Annotated in this window: 6 protein-coding genes (1 of these 6 only partly in view); all 6 read right to left on the minus strand. The window is 72.1% G+C overall.

Translation table 11 applies throughout. The annotated features are described in order from the left end of the window. On the minus strand, positions 1 to 14,441 hold the 5' portion of the coding sequence (locus ACZ607_RS08745) for a lonely Cys domain-containing protein (RefSeq protein WP_469733158.1). Its footprint begins 25,882 nt before the window's first position; the window shows 14,441 of its 40,323 coding nt (coding positions 1-14,441); the start codon lies at positions 14,439 to 14,441; its stop codon lies beyond the left edge, outside the window. Further along, positions 14,442 to 14,810, minus strand: a complete 369-nt coding sequence (locus tag ACZ607_RS08750) for a hypothetical protein (protein ID WP_469733160.1) — start codon at positions 14,808 to 14,810, stop codon at positions 14,442 to 14,444. Positions 14,811 to 14,841: 31 nt separating this feature from the next. Further along, positions 14,842 to 15,264 (minus strand): YbaB/EbfC family nucleoid-associated protein, encoded by a 423-nt coding sequence (locus tag ACZ607_RS08755; protein WP_469733435.1) that lies wholly within the window; start codon positions 15,262 to 15,264, stop codon positions 14,842 to 14,844. 124 nt (positions 15,265 to 15,388) lie between these two features. Continuing rightward, the gene (locus ACZ607_RS08760; protein ID WP_469733162.1) at positions 15,389 to 18,949 is read right to left on the minus strand and encodes an AAWKG family protein; all 3,561 of its coding nucleotides are present in this window, start codon (positions 18,947 to 18,949) and stop codon (positions 15,389 to 15,391) included. Between the two features lie 107 nt (positions 18,950 to 19,056). Further along, positions 19,057 to 19,560 (minus strand): type VII secretion system-associated protein, encoded by a 504-nt coding sequence (locus tag ACZ607_RS08765; RefSeq protein WP_469733163.1) that lies wholly within the window; start codon positions 19,558 to 19,560, stop codon positions 19,057 to 19,059. A 180-nt stretch (positions 19,561 to 19,740) separates the two neighbouring features. Further along, positions 19,741 to 20,070 (minus strand): WXG100 family type VII secretion target, encoded by a 330-nt coding sequence (locus tag ACZ607_RS08770; protein ID WP_382983743.1) that lies wholly within the window; start codon positions 20,068 to 20,070, stop codon positions 19,741 to 19,743. Positions 20,071 to 20,137: the final 67 nt, after the last annotated feature.

Here is a 20,137-nt window from a genome sequence, read left to right on the forward strand (position 1 = left end):
GGGTCGGTGCCGGTGTTCGTGCCGAGGTAGGCGTTGGTGAGCTGGGCGAAGAACTCGAACTCGTCACGGGCGGAGTAGTTCCGGTGCGTGCCGGAGGGGTCGTACAGCGGCCCGTCGGGCCAGGCCGCGAGCTCGCCCGCCAGCACCTTGTCGTGGAACGCCTCCGTGACGAGCCGCCGCTGGCCGTCGGTCAGCCCGTGACGGTGGACGGCGTGCGCGAACTCGTGCGTCGCGGCGGAGTAGCCGTCGGCGTACAGCCCGGCGCCCGGCACGCTCGTGGTGCCCCCCAGCAGGTTCTCCTCGCCGACCGCGACCCGTCCGTCGGTCTCGGCACCGCGCATGGTCGCGAAGGGGCGCGCGTCCTGTGCCGACTTGCCCCGCAGGACGCCGAACGCGTCCAGCGAGGTCGTGGCGGCGTCCTTGGGGACGACGGTCATCCGGGCGCCCTCGTTCAGCATCCGCTCCGCCACGGCGGGGGAACGCAGCATCCGTGCCACCTGGGCCCGCGCCTCGATGCCGGCCGAGACGGGCAGGTCCGTACCGGCCGGGACGTCCACCATCAGCAGCGCGGCGGTACGCGCGAACTCGTCGGCGGGCAGGGCCCGGCGCAGCGCCGCCGCCAGCGTCCGGTCGGAGGCCAGGGCCTCGCGGTCCGGTGACGCCAGGTCCAGCAGCCGGGCGGTCCGGTCCTGCTCGGTCATGCCGGGCAGCCGCGTGACCAGCTGAGCCCGCTCGTCCGGCGGCAGCACGGGCCGCGCTGCCGGGGCCGGTACGACGGTGGCGGGGGCCTCGGCCACGGCCGTGTCCTGGTCCTCGGGCGGTGGCGCGGGCAGGGGCTGCCCGCCGAACCGGCCGGAACGCGTCGCACGGGCCGGGGCCGAGGCCATGGAGCTGCGCTGCGACGGCCCCGCACCGATGCTCTCCGCGCGGCGGCCGGTCTCCAGCGCGCGCGTGAGGCCCGGCAGCCCTGCCCACGCCTGGCTGTGGCGGTGCGCCTGCGTGCCCAGTTCGCGCCGGACTTCGCCGAGGTCCCGCCCGATCTCGTCGGCCTGGGCCTGGATCGCGTCGCGGGCCCTGGTCCGGCGCCTCAGGTCGGTGTCCGCCTGCCGCACGGTACGGTCCGCGCGGGCCACGGCCTCCTCGGCCCGCCCGAGGTCTCCGACGAGGGTGGTCTCCCGTGCGCGGGTCCCGTCGAGGCCGGTCCGGAGCCCGTCGGCCGTCTCGCGTGCGGTGTTCGCCGCGTCGAGGTCCAGCTGACGCTGCCGGTGGACGGCCCGGCCCTGCTCCTGGAGGGTGTCGGCGCGTTCCTCGGCCGCGTCCACGGCGTTCTGCCGTTCGGTGGCGGCCGGGTCGGTCTCCGGGGTGGCGGCGACGAGCCGTTCGAGGCGTTCCACCTCGGCCAGCGCCTGCTGCCACCGTGTGTGCAGCTGCCGCTCCTCGGGGGCGGCGGCGTCGTAACGGGCCCGCGCGTCCCGGGCGGTCGCGTCCAGCCGCGCGATCTCCGTCTGCGCCTCGGCGATCCGCCCCCGCACCGCCGTGAGTTCGGCCCGTACGGTCCCCTCGGTGCGCAGGGCGTCCGTGTGGACCCGTTCGGCGTTCCGGTGCGCGGTGGTGGCGGTGTCCACGGCGCGTCCGGCGTCCCCCAGGGCCCGCAGCGCACCGGGCTGCCGCCGTGCCAGCCCTTCCTCCCGGTGACGCGCCGTCGCCTCGGCCCGCACCGCGTCGAAGTAGGTGCCGACGGTGTCGTGGACGCCCTGCCAGGAGTCGCGGGTGGCGTCGGTCGAATCGGCGAGGGAGCCGTCGGCGTCGAACGGCCAGTACCGCAGCCCCTCGTCGGTGCGCACCACCAGTTCGACGGGCTTCCCGGCCAGCGCCGCCGTACGGGAGCCGACCACCAGGGCGCGGGCCAGCCGGGTGCCGTCCGGGTCGGGTCCGAGCGCGAGCCACAGCTCCGCCGACGAGTCCCGCGCGTCGATGCCCTCCGCCAGCACGCTCGGCAGGTCGGTGACCGGGTGCCGCGCCCAGTCCCGCAGATCGTCCGCGTCCTGGTCGGCGAGCATCGCGGGCAGGTCGTAGATCCGGGGACCCGGGCGCGGCGGGGTGACGCCGAAGCCGAGCACGTCGCGTTCCCACAGCCGGATGGTGGAGCTCCCGGTGACGTACCGGACGCCCCTGGTGCCCTCGACCGTGATGACGGTGTCGACCAGCGCCTCGTAGCTGCGTGTGCCGTGCCGGTCCGTGGGCGCGCTGGTCTGGCCGATCCGCAGGCGGGAGAACGAGGTGGCGGACACGTTGCCGCCGGTGGAGGTGGCGTGCGGCTGCTGTGCGGCCAGCGGGAAGGTCAGCCCCAGCAGCTGCGAGTTGCTGCCCGTCAGGCTGTAGGTGCCCTGCTGGTTCAGGACGAAGGAGCTCGCGGCCGAGGAGGCCGTCGCAGAGGTGCGGACCTGTCGGCGCACCCGGTCGACGGCGATGTCGCCCGCCTCCGTGACCGGCCGGGGGCGGTGCAGGGAGATCCGCAGGGACGGTGCCGCGTCGGCCCGCTGGACCGGCCAGCTCCCGGGCATCGTGGTGGTCAGGCCCGCCGCTGTGCCGCTCGGGTCGAGGCTGATCTCGCCGGCCTGGATCATCTCGCCCAGCCGGACGGCCACGGCTTCCGGCGAGGCGTTCGCGGACAGACCCCAGGACGTGGTCATGCGCGGGTCGACCTCGCGGAGCGCCTGCGCGAGCTGCGGGGCCGCGTTGGAGTCGTACACCGGCGTCGTGCCGGTCGGCTCCAGGAGCGCGCCGCCCGGGAAGGGCAGGGTGCCCCGGGCCGCGGCGTCGCGCGGTGACAGCAGCAGCGGGTCGGCCGTGAGCAGCGCGGGGGGCCGCGGCCCCGCGTGCGGCTGCGGCGGGGCGGACTCGGAGCCCACGAACCGCAGTGCCAGCGCGGCCGGTACGGAGATCCGGCTGACCGGCCGGCCCCGCAGCAGACGCCCGATCCAGGTACGCACCTGCTGCGCCGTGTCTCCTTCGAGGCCGGAGAGGTTCAGCAGCCCGTTCTGGAAGATCGCGCCGGGGATGTTGGGCGGCCACTGCCACACCGCCTCGGAACGGACCGAGGCGGTGTAGCGGTAGTCCATGTCGAAGTCGGCGGTGCTTCCCGAACGCGTCCAGAAGCGGTCCTCCGTGGCCACCTCGGACCGTGCCGTACGGGCGCGGGTGCTGGCCAGTGCGACGGAGGGGCCTTCGCGGTCCGTGCGGCCGCCGCTGGTGCGCGGGTAGCGGGAGATGATGTTGGCCGTGCCCTGGCGGGTCGTGGTGACGCCCGTGGACGTCACCCTCCCCTGCGGGATGTGGGTGTCGACCTGCTCCATGGCGGTTCCGGCGTCCGCCGGACGGCCGCGTACGCCGCGCAGGGCGGGCGTCTGCATCATCGGCTCGGCGCTCAGGGTCACCTCGACCAGTCGCGCTCCGCCGTACGCGACGTGGAGGAAGTGGAAGCGCACGTGGCCGCCGGGGCCGCGCCGGGGCAGGGCGCGCAGCGACGCGGGCTCGGTGGTGCGGGTGATCTCGGTCGCCACACCGGAGGCGTACGAGGCGTGTGCGGGCCGGGTGGCGCCCGGGGCCTCGCTCTCCACCAGGGTGGTGAGCTCCTGGCGCATCCGGTCCCGGCGCTCCCTGCGGTTGGTCGTGTCGTCGAGCTGGGTGACCGTCAGGACGCTGGCCTTGCCGAGCTGACGGGTCCGGACGAACCTGCCGGGGAGGGGGACGTCGGGCTGGGGCGGGGTCAGGGCGGGGACCCCCGGCATGCCCTGGAACCACGCGGCCAGGCGGGCCAGGGACTGGGCGGGAGCCAGGTAGGTCACGGCGCGGGGCAGGTCGACGGCGACCGTGACCGGGGCGTAGGCGCCCAGGCCGACGGTGTTCCCGGCCACGTTGCGCACACCCCACTTGACGGTCATCAGCAGGGTCAGGTCGCTGCCGACCCACAGCTTGCCGCCCGAGTGCTCCGTGGCGTGGGTGGCCTTGGTCACGGAGTTGACCGTGCTGATGTCGTCGGTCCGGCGGGACTGGGAGTACCGGCCGCCGGGGTTGGCCTGATGGGTCAGCAGGTCGGGCGGGGTGGGAGCCGCCTGCAATGCCGTGACCTGGAAGTTGCCCTGGTGGGTGACGCCGACGCCGCGCTGCCGGCCCGCGGTGTCGCCCGACAGGACGTCCTGCTCCGAGTAGAGCGACTCGGAACCCAGGTTGCGGGGGTTGGTCAGGTAGCCGGTGACCTCCAGCATCATGACCTGGTCCGCCACCATGCCCGGCAGCGTCAGCCCCTCCACCACGTACGTCCCGCCCAGGATCTGCGCGGCCCGGGAGATGAGCTGGGCGGGGCGGATCGCGTCGTGCCGGGCCTCGGTCGCGAGGGTGCCCTGGTCGTTGAGGGAGGCACCCGCCACGGCGACCGACGTCCACTTGTAGGTCGCCGCCACTCCGTCGGCGGACGTCTTCGCCGCCCAGGTCACCGGTGTCGCGGCCCAGTTGACGGCGGAGCCGACCCGGTTGACCGCCCCGGTCAGGCTTTCGGGCAGCGACTCCTTCACCGCGGATCCGCGCCTGGCGGTCTCCGTGGCCAGCCCGGTCAGCGTCACCGAGGCGCGCCGTACGGCCCGGCCCATCGGTCCCTGCTCCGGGTGGCCCGGGTAGGTCCCCGCGACGATCTGGCCCAGTGCCTCCAGCAGCGCCGCGGTGCCACGGAAGGTGTCCACGAGCGCGCCTTCGGGCAGCCTGGTCAGGCCCGGCAGCGGGTTGCCGTGGGCGTCGACCAGGTTCAGGCGCCGCTGGTCGTCCGTCGGCCCGCCGTCGGTGACGGGTTCCCGGATCACGTGTCCGGGCCGGGGCACGGCGGGGGCGGGGGTCCTGGCCGGCTCGCGCGTGCGGTAGTGCGGCACCAGCAGGGTGACGTCGCCGGGCAGGGTGTGCGGTGTGGCACCCGGGGCCACGAGCGCCGTCCCGTCCGCCGCGCCGTCGCCGTCCGTGGCCGGATCGTCGGCGAAGTGGATGCGCGGGTCGTCTCCGGGGCCCTCGTAGAGGTCCAGGCCGAGCCTGGCGGGCACCTCGAAGAGTTCGCTGCCGTTCTGGGTCGTCATGGTGAACTGGTCGAAGCCGACCGAGTCACCGGTGTTCCCGGCGTCCGTGATCTGCCGGGTGGCCAGGTAGTCCGGACCCATGTTCAGCCCCCACGCGCCGTCCGCGAGAGGGGCGTTGAAGCCGCCGCCGCCACCCGCGGAGCCGCTCAGCGCCGTGCCGTACCGCCGCCCGCCGCCGGCCTCGTACGAGCTGAAGCCGACCTGGAGGATGTCGGGCAGCCGGCGCGTGTGGGTCGAGGGCCGCGCGGTGTCCCGGGCGACGGTGAACCGCAGCTGCACCCGGCGGGTGCCCGAGACGGCGTTCGGCCGGTCGAACCAGACGGGCTCCCCGCCGTCCACACCGTCCGGCGCCGACGCGGCGAGGCCGAACGTCGAACGCATCTGCCGCAGCCGCCGCAGGTTCTCCAGCTGGGCCACGACCAGCGGTTCGTCCAGCCGGAACGGCAGCGAACGGCGCCGGGGGCCCTCGGGCGGCAGGAACCCCTCCTGGCGCAGCCACGCCTCCGCCCTCGTGAACAGCGGGTCCGCTCCGTCGATCTTGAGGGGGGTCTCGGTGTATCCGATGCTGTCCAGATTCTCCAGGTGTTCGGGGAGCTCCCGCACCTCTTCGGGGCCGGGACGGTGCCCCGCCATCGCGGCCCGCCGGGCGATGCGGAGCCTCAGACCGTCGTCCCACGGCCCGAAGGTACTGCTGACCCGGCCGCCGCCGGCCCGGTGCAGCGTCACGGTGTAGGTGACCCGGCCCGAGGTGAGCAGGTGGCTGGTCTTGGTGCGGAGGCCGTACATGAGGGTCGCGCTGTTGACGCTGTTCAGCTGGTCGTTCAACTGCCAGTTGGCGCCGGCCTTGCCCATGAGGTTGCCGCCGAACGACGACGCGGCGTCCGGATGTCCCTCGGCGTGGTCGGTGGTGAACGACGGTCCGCCCGATGCCTCGATCCCCAGGCCGCTGGTCAGCTTCGCCGACCGGTCCACGCTTGAGGTGTGCGAGAACCACGTCTCCAGCGTGGACTTGCCGTCGGCGCTCTTGCGCATCGGCCGTCCCGGTTCGATCACGGCGGTGAGTTCGAGCATGCCGATCGCGTTGCCGTCCTCGTCCAGCAGCGTCGGCGAGAAGACCCCGCCGGAGCGTTGCAGGTGCGGGGTGCCCTGCAGCATCCGCTGGGACAGGAAGTTCTCCAGCGCCGTCTCCGAGTTCTCGTCGAGGCCGCGCAGGGAACCGAAGTTCTGGTCCTGGAGGACCTCGGTCAGCAGCCGGCGCGGTTCGGCGACGCTGTCGCCGCCCCACAGCGGCAGGTCGTCGACGTCTCCGGGCTCGGGCAGGTCCGTGGCGTCGGCGCCGTCGAAGGCGAGGTGCTCGTGGAACCAGATCGTGAGGGTGCCGTGCGACTGCTCGGGCTGCCAGTTGCCGGTCGGGTGCTCGCGGGGGGCGTCCACCTGGACCTGCCACCGTCCGTCGACGTCCATCGGGTGCGCGGGTTCCTCGGCCTGCTGCTTGCTCGTGACCTGGAACGTCTCGCCGACGGTGATGGACTGCGCCAGCTGGTTGTGCGTCGCGGACAGGCTGACGGTGCCGTCCCCCCAGCGGAGCACCCCGGCGGCGTAGTCCGGGAAGATCGCGCTCCAGGGCAGTGAGCCGGTACGCAGGTTCCCCGAGCTCTCCGCGTGCGAGGACGACTGCCCGCCCGCGGCCCGGAGCTCCACCTGTATGTCGGGCAGCGTCGGAGGACGCCCGCCGTCGTTCCGGCCGTACTTCGGGGACTTCCGGGGATCGGCGTAGGCGAGCCGTACGTCCACCGACCGGTCGCGGCCACCGTGCCGGAGGGTGATCCGGTGTCCCTGCCGGCTGCGCAGGTACGGCCGGTTCAGCTCGACCTCCTCCGCGCTCAGCACGTCGCGGAGTCGGGTCCGCAGCTCCTGGCCCTCCGTGCCGGCCGGGTCGACCCCGAGGGCGCGGATGATCTGCCGGTGCAGCCCCTCCAGGACGGGGTCAGGCGTCGGCTCGTGGATGACGAGGCCGATGTGCCCGTCGTGCCGGGCGCCGTGGGAACGCATGTACTCCGACAGCTCGGCGGGCGCGGCCACCTCGGTCGACGGTGCCACCGGCGGCGCGGCGGGGGCGGCGGGCGCGGCGGCGATCACGGACTGCGGCGACAGGCCGCCCACCTGCGCCTGGTAGAGCACGTGCTCCAGCGCGTTCGCGGTCAGCGAGCGGTCCCAGCCGCGCCCCTGCGCGTAGGTGCCGACGATGTGCTCCAGCGACCGCCAGGTCAGCGGCCCGGTGTCCGGGTTGTGCGGGTTGTCGGTCCGCAGCCGTTCCAGCGCGCCGAAGCCGCGGATCAGGTTGTGGAACTCCGCCGTCCGGCCGGGGTTCGTGTCGATGTCCACGCCGTGGGTCTCGCGCAGCGCCCGCACCCACCGCAGCGCCCGGGTCGTCCTGTGCTCCGCGTGCGCGGGCAGGCCTGCCAGGTCGGCGAGGGAGGTGAGGGCGGTGGCGCCGGGCTCCGGGCGGAACTCCCGGTACCGGAAGACGGGCCGGTCCGGGTCGTCGAACTTGATGAGCCGCGGCGGCCAGTTGCCCTCCGCCGCGCTCCACCCCTGGGTCGCCTCCGCGGTGAACACCGTACGGTCGGACATGTTCGCGGCCCACTGGGCCGGGGGCGGGGACTCCAGGCGGTCCTTCCCCGTCCGCACCTGGCCGAGCTCGCACCACAGCGCCCAGACCGGCTTGTCCGGTCGCATCCGCTGCAGGCTCTTGCGCCGGGCGAGGAGCCTGCCGAACTCCTTGTCGCCCAGCATGTGGCCGCGGCCCGTGCTGCGCACCGGGACGGCCTTCATCCCCGTGCGGCCGTGCCCCACGAAGATGTACGAGTCCGCCAGCGGCCTGGGCAGCGGCCGCAGCTCGCTCTCCCGGTCGCTGTCGACGCCGGGCAGCCCCTCGTACAGGTCGGTGTAGTACTGGACCGCGGATATCGGGCGCAGGCCCTGCTCCCGCATCGCCATGTCCTGCGGGTCCAGGAAGGCCCGCCCGGTCAGCTCCTGACCGTCGGCGGTCGTCAGGGCGTACGACTCCAGGTCGTCCTCGGCGACCCGCGTCCCGTCGGCGAGGGTCACGAAGGCACCGGGGTCGTCCGGCACCAGTCCGGGGTCGGCGGGAAGCCAGGTCCCCACCGGCACCCGCCCCGGCTCGGGGTTCTCCAGGGCGGCGTACCGCCAGCTGCTCCCCTGCGCCGCCGGCTGCAACCGGAAGGTGCCGTCGGTGTACCACACCCTCCCGTCGATCCGGTCCGCGAGCCGCCGCGCCGGCGACTCGCCGGCGTTCTCCACCAGCAGCACCACGGGGACACCCGTGGGCCGGCCGGGGTCGTGCGCCACCAGCTCGACGAACTCCTGATCGTCGACCTCCACCGGGGTCCCGCGGCCGTCGTCCACGACGATCCGGCCGGAGGCGGCGCGCTGCGCCACCACCGCGTGGGCACGGTCTCCCCACGGCAGCGGCCCAGGACCGACCACGCCCTGATCGTCCTGGACGCCCGTCCTGTCCAGCAGCAGCCCCAGCCCCTGACGTCCCGTCAGGTTGCGTCCCTGGGCCTGGCCGTCGGGACCGGTCAGGACCGTGGAGGCCGCCAGCGCCCCCGACAGCTCCAGCTGGTAGGCGGCCACGGCCGCCAGGCTCCGGGCGCGGTGACGACGCGCCGCGCTGCCGGCGACCGCCAGGGCCTGGAAGACGAGGTCCGGGGTCACCGGAACCGAGGGGCCCAGATGCAGCACACGCCCGGTGATACCCCACAGGTCGATCGGCCCGGTGCCGAAGCGCCGGTCGCCCGCGCGCGCCGCGTCCAGCACCGCGAGTGAGTTCACCGTCTGCGTGAAGGCGGGATTCGCGGCGGCGTCCGGGCCGAAGACCTGGATGAGGACGGCCGACAGCTCGTTCCACTTCGCCGGCGTCATGGTGCTCGTGCCGGGCGGCGGCGCGGGGGCGTCCGTGCTGCCCTCGGCCGGGAGGACCGTGTCCGCCGGACGGACCCCGGGCGCGGGGGTGGGGGCCGGGGCGTGGGGCTGCGCCACGTGCACGCCCTCCGCCTGGTCCCACAGCGCCCGGAAGCCCTCGTAGATCTCGTTCTGCTGCTGCGTGGCCGCGACCGGGTTGACCGGCAGCCGGTCCGTGTCCGGGGCGTCGCCGTACAGCCGCCGCATCAGCGGGAAGAGCGCCGGGTAGTGCCTGCGGACCCAGTCGGGGCCGCCGTTCTGGCGCCTCAGCCCGGTGTACGCGTCCGTGCCCCGGTTCGCCCGGAAGTAGACGTTGGTGAGCTGGGCGAAGAACTCCAGCTCGTCCCGGCTGGAGTAGTTGGCTCCCGTACGGCGGCCTTCGCCGTCCATGCCGTGCAGCCATCCGTCGGGCCACAGCGCCCCGTACTCGTTCTTCGTCTCCTGGAACACGTCGTGGACGAGCTGCTGCTGCTCCTCGCTCAGCCCGTACTGGTGGATCGTGTGGGCGAACTCGTGCAGGGTCGTGGAGTACCCGTCGGCGTACGAGGGTTCGGCGCCCGGGACGGAGGTGGACTCACCGAGGAGGTTCTCCTCCGTGACCCCCGCCGTACGCCGGCCGACGCCGCGCACCGTGTCCCACGACCGGCCGTCCTGGCTGCTCCGGCCGGCCAGGTCGCGGAACGGGTCCAGGGAGGTCATCGACTCGCTCCGGGGCACCACGATCACGCGCGCGCCGTCCTTGAGCAGCTTCGCCGTGACGTCCGGATCGCGCAGCATGCGCGCGATCTGCCCGCGCACCTCCCGCCGTGCAGACACGGGCTGGTCCACCCCGGGCGGCACCTGCACCATCAGCTGCGCCGCCGTGTGGGCGAAGTCCGGCGCGGACAGGGTGGTCCGCAGCGCGTCGACGAGGTCCGGATCGGAGGCCAGCCGCTCGCGTTCGCCGGGTGACAGCGCGGCCAGCTCCTTCTCACGGCTGTCCTTCGGCAGATCCGCCAGCCGTGCCGCCAGCCCCCGGACCGGGTCCGAGGCCACCGCGTCGGTGGCACGCAACGCGTCGGCGAGCGTGGTGAGTTCGTCGTTCAGCCACCGCACGTCGGCCGGTGCCGCGCCGAGGGACAGCCACGTCTGTTCCATCGCCGAGCGGGCCTCGGGGTTCCGGGCCACCCCGTCCAGCAGTTCGCTGAGCCGGACCGTCAGGCCGGGCGCGGCCCCGGACGCTCGCGCGGCACGGTAGGCGTCACCGCGCAGGGCCTGGGGGGCGGTGGCCGGGAGCGCGTCGTCGGCCGGGGCGTACGTCAGCGCCCACAGCAGGTCGAAGAGGTCCCGGGCGCGCTGCTGCTCGTCGGTGGCCAGGGCCAGCGTGTAGGCGGTGTCGGCCAGAGACTCGGTGACGCCGGGGACCAGGAAGCCGTCGGTCTCGGTGGTGGGGGCGGTGGAGGCGTGCGGGTCGCTGGTGACGACGATCTCCGCGCCGCGCACCACACCGGACAGCGTGCGTCCGTCGGCGCTCACGCGGAGGGCGTGCCGGTGCACACCGGGGAACTGCCGGGCGATGGCCTCGTTGACGGCGTCGGCGTGCCGGGCGACGTCGCCGGGGAGGGTGAACTCCAGGCGGCCGAGGGGGCGCGGGTTGTCGGACAGCACCCTGCCCCGGGCCCCGCCGGCGAGGACGACTCCATGGCCGAGGTCCCGCATGAGCGCGCTGAAACGGCGGCCCACGGCCAGCTTCGCGACGTCGGAGATCGGTGCGACGGGTGTCCCGGGGGTCCCGGCGTCCTGGGCCGCGGGGACATCCGCGTCGCCCTCGACGGCGCCGTCCACCGGCGGGGCGGCGGGCGGCATGGCGTCGGCGGTCCGCACGCCCGTCCCCCGGTCCGTGCGGAGGCCGTCGCCGGGGGGCGGGGTGAGCGTGTCGACGGCCGGCGCCGTGGCCGGGGCGGGTGTGACCGGCGGCGCGTCGGTGTCCGACCGCCCATCGGCCGCACCCGTCACGGACGCGGTGGCCGTGGTCGAGGCGGTCGCGGTGGTCGCGGTCGAGGTGGTCCGGACGGGGGTGGCCGGTGCGATCGGGTCGGTGTCGGAGGGGTCCGTCGGGTCGGTCGTCGGCGTCCGCAGCGCGCGGGCCGGGTCGTCGACACCGCTCGGGGGTCGCGTGCCACGCGCGGTCAGCGGGTGGTCCAGGACGACGGCATGGGTGGCGATGACTCTCTCGACGGTCCCCAGGTAGCTCAGTGGCACGGCGGGTGACGGGTCGGCGGAGCTGCCGGGGCCGGCGGTCGTGCCGTCGCCCGGCCGCACCAGCCGGCGGAACAGCGCGTCGGCGGCCGGGCCCCGGTCCGGTACGCCCGCGTAGTTCAGCAGCATCTGGAGCACCGCGGCGTCGTCCCGCACCTGCCGCGCCGCCGTCACCTCCGGGGCGGCGGCGGGGTCGGCCGTGTGAAGCCGCCAGTTCAGCTGGTCGACGTCGCCCGGCCAGGGCGCCCTGCTCAGTTCGACGGCCTCGGAGTGACCGGGGGCCGGCGTGAGCGTGAGGTCCACATGAAGCTGGTCACCCGATCCCGGCAGCAGCAGACCGTTGTTCAGGCGGGTGTCGAGGAGCGTTTGAATCCGCTTCTCGAACACGGCGAGTTCGCCGGCGGCGAAGCCCTCCCCGGCCCGGACCGGCAGGTGGAGGGAGAGATTGCTGATCCAGCGGCCGTCGTCGGCCTGGATCCGCTGCACCCACGCGCGTACGAGCGACTCGCTGTGGTGCGGGCCGGATTCCGGGGCCGGGACGAGCTGCTCGGTCCGCACCGGCACCGCCGGTGCGTCGTGGCGCCCGGCCCGCCACTGCTCGGGCCGCACCGGGTCGGCGACGGGCACGGCGGGCCCGGACGCCTGCCCGTCGAGCACGTCCGCATCGGTGCCGGTGCCGGTGCCCGTTTCGGTGGAGCCGCCGGTGTGGTCGCCGGTGACGTCGCCGGTCGTCGGGACGTCGCCGCCCACCGTGGCCGGGCCGCCGGCCTGGTCCGCGCGGGACGGCTGCGGGGGCGCGGGCATCGCGTCCAGGTCCGGGGCGTCCGAGGACGTACGCGGACCCGCCGAGGGAACCGGCGGCGCCGGTGCGCCCTCGGGTCCGGCCGGGTCCGTGACGGGCGGCGGGGCGAGCGACGGCTCCGCGTCGTCGGACAGCTCCTCCTGGCCGTCCTGGTCCGTCAGCTGATCCGGCAGGTCGGTCGTGCCGTTCCCGTCGGCCGGGTCGGTCCGGGACGAGGCCGGGGACTGGTTCCCCGTGGAGGACGGGGACTGGTTCCCCGTGGAGGACGTGCCCTGCGACGCACCGGGCGGCGTGCCCTGCGTCCCGGGGGCGGGCGCCGTCGCGTTCGGGCCGGCCGACGTGTTCACGGGGGTCGGCGGAGCGACGGTGCCGGACTCGGCGTCGGGCTCCGGCAGGACGTCGTTCTCCCGCTGGTGTGTGCCGTCCACCGTGCCCTGCTGAACACCCGTGTTCCGGCCGGGCGTTCCGCCTCCGGGCAGGTCCTGGCCGGTGGTGTCGTCGACGTCCCGGGTGCCGTCCTGGCCCGTCCACGCGTCGTCCAGGTCGGTGGCCGTGTCCGGATCGTTCGTACCGGCCGTGGTGCCCGGCCCCGGTGCGGCGGGGGAACCCTTCGGCGTCGTGATCCCTTGCGGGAGGTCACTCGTCGACCCCGGCAGGTCCGAGGAGGCGCCGGGCGTGAGGTCCGGCGTCGTGTCGGGCGTGAGGTCCGGCGACAGCTCGGCGAGGTCCGCGTCGGGTCCGGACGACGGCACCGAGGTGCGCCCCGAGGTACGCCCGGAGGGCAGCGGCGTCGTGTCGGGCTGGGACGAGGACGGGAGCGTGGAGGGCGAGGTGGTGGACCCGGAGACCGGCGACGACGTGGGCGGCGGCAGATACGGCACCTGCGACCCGCTCGTGGCGTCGAAGCCGTTCGTGCCGTTGATGTTGCCCGTGCCGCTGACGCCGCCCGTGCCGTCCGCTGTCCTCGACGAGAGGTCGAACGGCCCGGACAGGGCGTCGGAGCCGCCGGTGGGCAGTGTGTTCAGCGTGGACGGGGACGTGCTCGGCGGCGGGGGCGTGTACAGCGGAGGAGGCTGGACGTCGATACCGCTGCCCGTCCCGTTCGCGAGATCGGTCGAGACGGTGTTCGGGAGCGGGGTCGCGGGCCCGGGAGTGAACGGGTTGCTCTTGACCGTCGACGGGACCTTGGCGTCCGGGCCGCCCGCGGAGCCCACGCCGGACTTCTCGGAGCCCGAGGACCCCCGGTCGCCACTGCCCAGCGGGCTGTCGGGGCCGGGCAGGTCGTTGAGGTCCGTGAACTGGTTGTTGTTGTTGAAGTAGTTGTTGTAGATCGTGAAGGCCCCGGCGCCGATGGCCATCCCCGCACCCACGTCGAACAGGGTGCTGGTGCCGGACCCGACGAAGGTCTCCCACTTGAACTCCCACTTGTCGTAGAAGGCCCCGTTGATGATGACCTCGGCGGTGCTCTCGGCGGCACCCCCGACGACGAAGGTGGTGACGACGGTCGGCGGACCGTTCACCAGCCCCTTGAACAGCAGGCTGTTCGGGTTGATGCGGAACTTGTCGAAGACGTCCCCGAGGACGTCCTTGAAGTAGTTGCTGATCGGCTTCAGGAACTTGTCGAAGATCTCCATGAAGCCGGCGGTGAGCGCGCCGAACGCGGCGGCGACCCCGACGTCCTTCCAGTCGACACCGCCGGGCTTGCGGCCACCGGTGTTCAGACCGATCTGCGCCAGCCGGACCGCCAGGGTCTGGATGGCCTCCTGGATCGCCTCGCCGAGGGTCGGCGCGATGTGCGACATCCGCAGCAGCCGGTCGATGATCATCAGGATCGCCAGCTTGCTCCGGGCCCTCGCCAGGAACATCTGCGACACCGAAGCGCCGCCGGTGAACGCCATCAGCGCCGCCAGCAGCGCCAGTTCGGCGAGCAGCATGATGATCTCGGCGATGATCTCCCACTTGGATCCCTGGATCTTCTGTGAGTAGTCGACCTGGCCGTTGGCGAGTTCGTCGAGTTGGTAGAGCAGTTGCTGGATGGGGTCGGTGCCGCCGGGCATGTCGGTGAGCATCCGTACGCTGTCGATGTACGGCTTGGCCACCTCCGGCGGCAACGCGTCCTCCACCATCTGGATCGTCTCCCGCGACGCTGCGCGGAGGTCGATCAGACCCTTCTGGAGAGCGAGGTAGAGCTGACGACTTTCCCACGCCAGATTCTCCCTGGCCTGCAGGGGCATTTCGCCCAGCAGGATCCAGAGCATCGTCCGGACGTCCGGAGGAAAGTCGATCTCTTCCACTTAGTGCCTGCCGCCCCCGGCGGAGTCCCCGCCCGGCCCGTCGAGGCTCGACATCTGACGCCCGATCTGCTCGTTGGCGTAGGACGACACACCCTCGATGTGCTGCCCGTTGGCCCAGACCGCCTGCCGGAGGTCCGCGAGCGCGGTGCCCACGGTCCTGATCAGCTCCAGGCAGGACTCGTTGGTCGCGTCGTACTTGGGCAGCACCTCAAGGGCGAAGTCGTCGTTGTAACCGGCCCAGCCCCGGTAGTTCTGCATGTCGGCGATGAAGTTGTCGGCGATCTTCTTGGTCCGCTGCGGCAACTCCTCCATCATCTCGCCGCCGCGGCGTATACGGCCGGGATCCGCGATGAATTTGCCCGTGGCCATGCTTACCTCCCTCGTCACCCTCTGTGGAAAGTCAGTCCTCGTGGATCTCGTCGTGCAGGCGGGCCGCGGAGCGCCTCCTCCCGCCGTCCGTGCCGTCGAGCGCCGAGCCGAAGGCCCGGTCCCAGTCGATGTCGACGCCCCGCAGGCCCGTCGGGCCTCCGCTCGTCCGGGTCAGCGGCTCGAAGACGTCCATCACTCTGCGAGCCATCTGCGCGCGGCCCTCCTGCACGGCTTCCAGTACGGAGGCCGCCAGTTGAGGGCCCGTCATGCTCTGGTGCCTGTTGTCCGGGAACTTGAGCGCCGTCAACTCGCCCTGCGGGCCCACGGTGACCTCCACCGCACGGTCCCTCGACCGGATCGTGGCCGAGGCCTGGCTGAGTTCGCTCTCGGCCTGCGCCACCGCCTCCTGCACGGCCGTCAGTTCGGCCATGGCCTGAGACAGCTTCTTCTCCATCGACTCGCTCAACGGTCGCCCTTTCACCTGCTCGTACGGGATTCTGCCGTACACGCGTTCATCATGCGAACTCCCCCTCGATCAGCCGCCGCTCGAGGTGCGTCGGAGGCCGTCACCGTGAGGGTCAGCGTCCGATCACGGCCGGCGCACCGCCCTCGTCCGTGCCCCATACGTCGTCGTCCTCCGGCACCCACGAGTCCCGGGCGCGGTCACCGCTCTGGGTCTGGGTCTGCTGGCCGGGCGCTCCGCCGCCACCGCCCGCCATCGGCGGGAGGAAGGGCGTGCCACCGGTGGTCGGGGCGCCGGTGGCCACACGTACCTCGTCGTCCGCGTAACGGCCGTTCCGGACGGGAGCGCCCGCGCCGGCCCGTGGGCGGCGGTTCGGGACCACCTCGCCGTCGATGACGTTACGGACACGCTCGCCGGAGTCGGACTGGCCGCCCTTGCCGCCGCCCATTCCACCCCCCATACCGCCGCCCATGCCTCCGCCCATACCGCCGCCCATCGGCGTGCCGGTGCCGCTGCCGGTCCCCGTGCCGGTGTCGCCGCTCGTGCCGAGGCCGGCGTCGCCCCCGCTGGTCGGGCCGGGGAACGCCCCGCTGTTCAGGAACGGCCGGTTGTGCGTGGGGGCGCTCGTCCCGCCGGACGCCCCGCTGCCGGCCAGGGGCGATTCGTAGGGCTGGTCGTCGAACAACTCCTCCTCGTAGGACGAGTAGTCGTAGGACGGCGGGGTGTAGTCGAGCGAGCCGTTGTTCAGGTGGCCGGAGCTGAGGGACGGGCCGGCGTCGTCCAGGTAGCCCGAGACGGTGGTGCCGTCCGGACGGGTGACGGTGGTGGTGCCGGTGTCCGGGTTGATCGTCTGGACGGAGCCGTCCGGGAGTTCCGTGACCACGTTGCCGCCGGAGTCCAGGTGCGTGGTGCCGCCGCCGGGGAGGTCCAGCAGATCGCCAGTGTTGAGCGGGCCGGAGAGGGTCGAGCCGTCAGGCCGGGTCACGGTGGAGGAGTGGGTGGCGGGGTCGATCGTGACCGTGGAGCCGTCCGGGAGGTCGGTGATCACCCGGCCGTTGGAGTCGATGCGCGACTCGCCGGCACCGGGGATGTCCAGCGCGCCGTCGTTGACGGGGCCGGAGATGGTGGTGGAGGACAGGTCGGGCAGGTCACCGCCGCCGAAGAGGCTCTCACGGGAGCTGTTGAACTTGGCCTCGGCCTCGGCCTGCTTCTTCTCCTGCTCCTGGCGGACCTCCTCCTGCTTGGCCTCCGCCTCCGCCTGCTTCTGTTCCTGCTCCTGCCGGATCGCGTCCTGCTTGGCTTCCGCCTCGGCCTGCTTCTGTTCCTGCTCCTGCCGGATCGCGTCCTGCTTGGCTTCCGCCTCGGCCTGCTTCTGTTCCTGCTGGGCCTGCTGCTCGGCGGCCTTCTGCTCGGCCTCCTTCTCCTTCGCCTCCTGCTTGGCCTCCTGCTCCGCCTGCTTGGCCTCCGCCTTGGCCTCGGCCTCGGCCTGCTTCTTCTCCTGCTCGGCCTGCTGCTGCTCCTGGCGCTCCTCCTGCTCGGTACGGATGCGGTCCTGCTTGGCCTCCTGCTCGGCGGCCTTCTGCTCGGCCTCCTTCTCCTTGGCCTCCTGTTCCGCCTTGGCCTCGGCCTCCTTGGCCTCCTGCTTCGCCTCCTGCTCGGCCTGCTTCTGCTCAGCCTCCTTCTCCTTGGCCTCCTGCTCGGCCTTGGCCGCCGCCTCCTTGGCCTCCTGCTCCTTCTTCGCCTCCTCCTGCTGGGTCCTGGCCTGGTTCATCTGCATCATCTGCATGTTCTCTGCACGGGACTGGGCCTCAGCCTGCTTGGCCTCCTGGTCCTTGCGGAGCTGTTCCTGCTTGGCCTCCTGCTCGGCCTGTTTGGCCTCCTGCTTGGCCTCCTGCTCGGCCTGCTTCTGCTCGGCCTCCTTCTCCTTGGCCTCCTGTTCCGCCTTTGCCTCGGCCTCCTTGGCCTCCTGCTTCGCCTCCTGCTCGGCCGCCTTCTGCTCGGCCTCCTTCTCCTTCTGTTCCTGCTCGGCCTTGGCCGCCGCCTCCTTGGCCTCCTGCTCCTTCTTCGCCTCCTCGGCCTTGGCCTCCGCCTCGGCCTCCTTGGCCGCCGCCTTCGCCTCGGCCGCCGCCTCCTTCGCCTCCTGCTCCTCCTTGGCCTTCCGCTCCTTCTCCTCCTGCTCCTCCTTGGCCTTCCGCTCCTTCTCCTCCTGTTCCGCCTTGGCCTTCGCCGCCGCTGCCTCCGCCTTGGCAGCCTGGTCCTTCTGCCACTGGATGAACTCTTCCTGCTTCTTGGCAGCGGCAGCCGCAGCCGCTGCGGCCTCCTCCTCCTTCTTCTCCGCCTCCTCCTCGGCGACCTCGGCCTTGTCCTCCTTGTAGTCCGACGCGAGGGTTCCGCTGGTGCCCCGGGACTTCACGGATCCCAGATCGAACGTGCTGTTGCTCCAGCTGTCACGCACCTTCGTCATGGCCGTGATCGCAGCCGCGTCGAGCTGGTCCTCGACGGTCTGCTGCCACATCAGGAGGGCTTTGTTGCCGATCTTCTCCCAGGTGCTGAGCTCCTTGAGCTCGCCGAAGTCCTGGGCGTCGACGCTCAGCCCCGTGTCGCCCTTGCCCGTGATCTTGTCGATGGCGGCCTGGTTGCTGAAGCCGGTCTCCGAGATGTAGTTCGTGGAGGAGCTGTATCCCCCGTTGCCCGTCGGGTAGGTCTCGATCTCGTAGGTGATCTTCGTGATGTTGTGGTCCCACACGTACTCCATCACCGCGGACAGGAGCTTGTGGAGCACGGTCAGCGGATTCCCGTACTCCCACTCCCATTTCGCCCAGGCACTGTGGAGATCCGAGACGGCGGCCCTGAAGTCCTTCTTCGCCTGCCGGATCTCGTTGCCCTGTTTCGAGTAGCCCGTACCCGCGGTCATGTCCTCCGCATAGTCGGTGTACTGCTTGTTGATCTTGTTGACGAGGTCCCAGAAGACACCTGCGGCCTTCCCTCGCCAGGCTTCGTTCTTCTCCGTGCCGACCCTGCTCTGCCACTCCTCCACCAGCTTCTGCTGGCTGATGAAGAACTGGGCCACCCGGTCGAAGGCACCGGCCACCACGTCGAAGTTGCCCAGCGTGACGGAATTGGCATCGTCCACGGGGAGGCCGTTCCAGGTGAAACCGTGGGTGCCCTCCTTCTCGTTGTTGAGCAGCTCCTCCAGGGCCAGTCCGGTGCCGTAGGCGTACCGCGCGGTCGGCGTGGTGTCCCAGGTGGGCTTTCCGTCCATCCCCAGGTGACCGTCGATGCTGCTGGAGAACTTCCCGCCCTCCTGGTACCCCTGGCTCGGCACCCTGCCGTCGCCCTTGCTGCCGAGCAGCGTGATGCGGGCCTTGTACATCGAGACGTCGGAGCCCGCCCCCTCCCCCTTCGAGTGGTAGAAGGGGATGACGAAGTCGGTGTTCGAGATGTCGGAACCGGCGTTCTCGTAGAGCCAGTTCAGGTCTTCCGTGTCGACGTAGTCGACATAGCCCACGTCGGAGATCTCCACCTTCATCAGCGGGATTCCCTCGTTGCCGACAAGCGCGTCGAACAGTTCGCTCCTGTTCGGCGCCTTGTATCCCGTGAAGAAGTTGACGGCCTCGGACCACTTGTCGTTGGAACCGGTGAGGTCGTCGGTGATCTTGCTGGAGTCGAGCGCCATGCCAGGAAGCCTTTTCGGTCAGGGCGGAAGGGGGAGCGGGCGGCAGGGGTACGGTCTACGAAGTCGTGCGGGGACGGGCGGGAGGGCGCAGGCCGGGGCGGGCCGGCTCAGTCCTCTTCATCGTTGTCGTTGTTCGAGCCGCCGCTGCTCTCGGAGAGCACCTCGTCCACGCCTTCGAAGAAGTCGACGAGCTTCTTGCCGTCGATCTTCTCCAGGTTGTCGTCCTGGGTCTTGAACATCTTCTCGATGGTGTCCTCCAGGTTGTCCTCGATCTCCTCGAAGAGTTCGACCTGGAGCTTGAGAATCTCGTCGAGCTGGTCGACCATCCCGTTCAGACTCTTGACCAGATAGCCGCCGTTGGTGCGTCCCTCCGCGTCACCGGCCATCGCCCCGATCGCGAGCGGCACCTTCTGCCCGTCGAGGAAGCCCGGTGCGGTCTTCGCCCCGTCCTCCCCGCCCTGCAGCGTGGGCATCCCGGGCACGAGAATCTTGTCCGGCGAGTCCCCGTTCTCCCTGATCTTCTTGACCGCGGCGAGGAACGGGATGACGTCGTCGTCGAGAAAGCTCTGCAGCCATTCCTTGTTGAGATTGACCGTGGGTGATTCCGCCATGTCCTATCTTCCTGTCTTCTGAGGGACCGCCGGCTGCGGGGGACATGCACACGCGTGCCCGATGCCGACGGTTCACGGGGACGCGGGCGACGACAACGCCGCCCTCACGGCAGCGGGCGGCCGCTCGCGTGACCACACGCGGACGGCCGCCCGAAGAGAACCCAGGGCGTGTCGCCCCGGTCAGCCGCCGATACGCACGCTCTCCCACAGCGAGGTCAGGGACTTCTCGCTGTACTGGTAGCTGTCGGAGACGTCGTTCAGCAGGGCCGAGTTCTCGGCGAGGATGCGCTTCATCTCCTCGACGGCGTGGTTCCAGGACGCCTGCTTCTCGGCGTACACCGCCTTGTCGTCACCTTCCCAGGTCTTCTGGAGCTCCTGGAGCTCCGCCTCCAGGTTGGTGAGGATGCTGTCGATCGACTTGGTCTGCTGGACCATGTCGTCGGCGGCGTTCTGCATGTGGGAGTAGTCGACGTAGATCTGGCCGTCGGTGAAGTCAAGCGGGGGGGTCATGGTCGTCCTCGTCTCGCGGCAGGTACTTCAGGAGGGAAGGGTGTCGTGCCGTACCCGGGCGCCGGTC

Source organism: Streptomyces sp. NPDC104381, assembly GCF_055583745.1.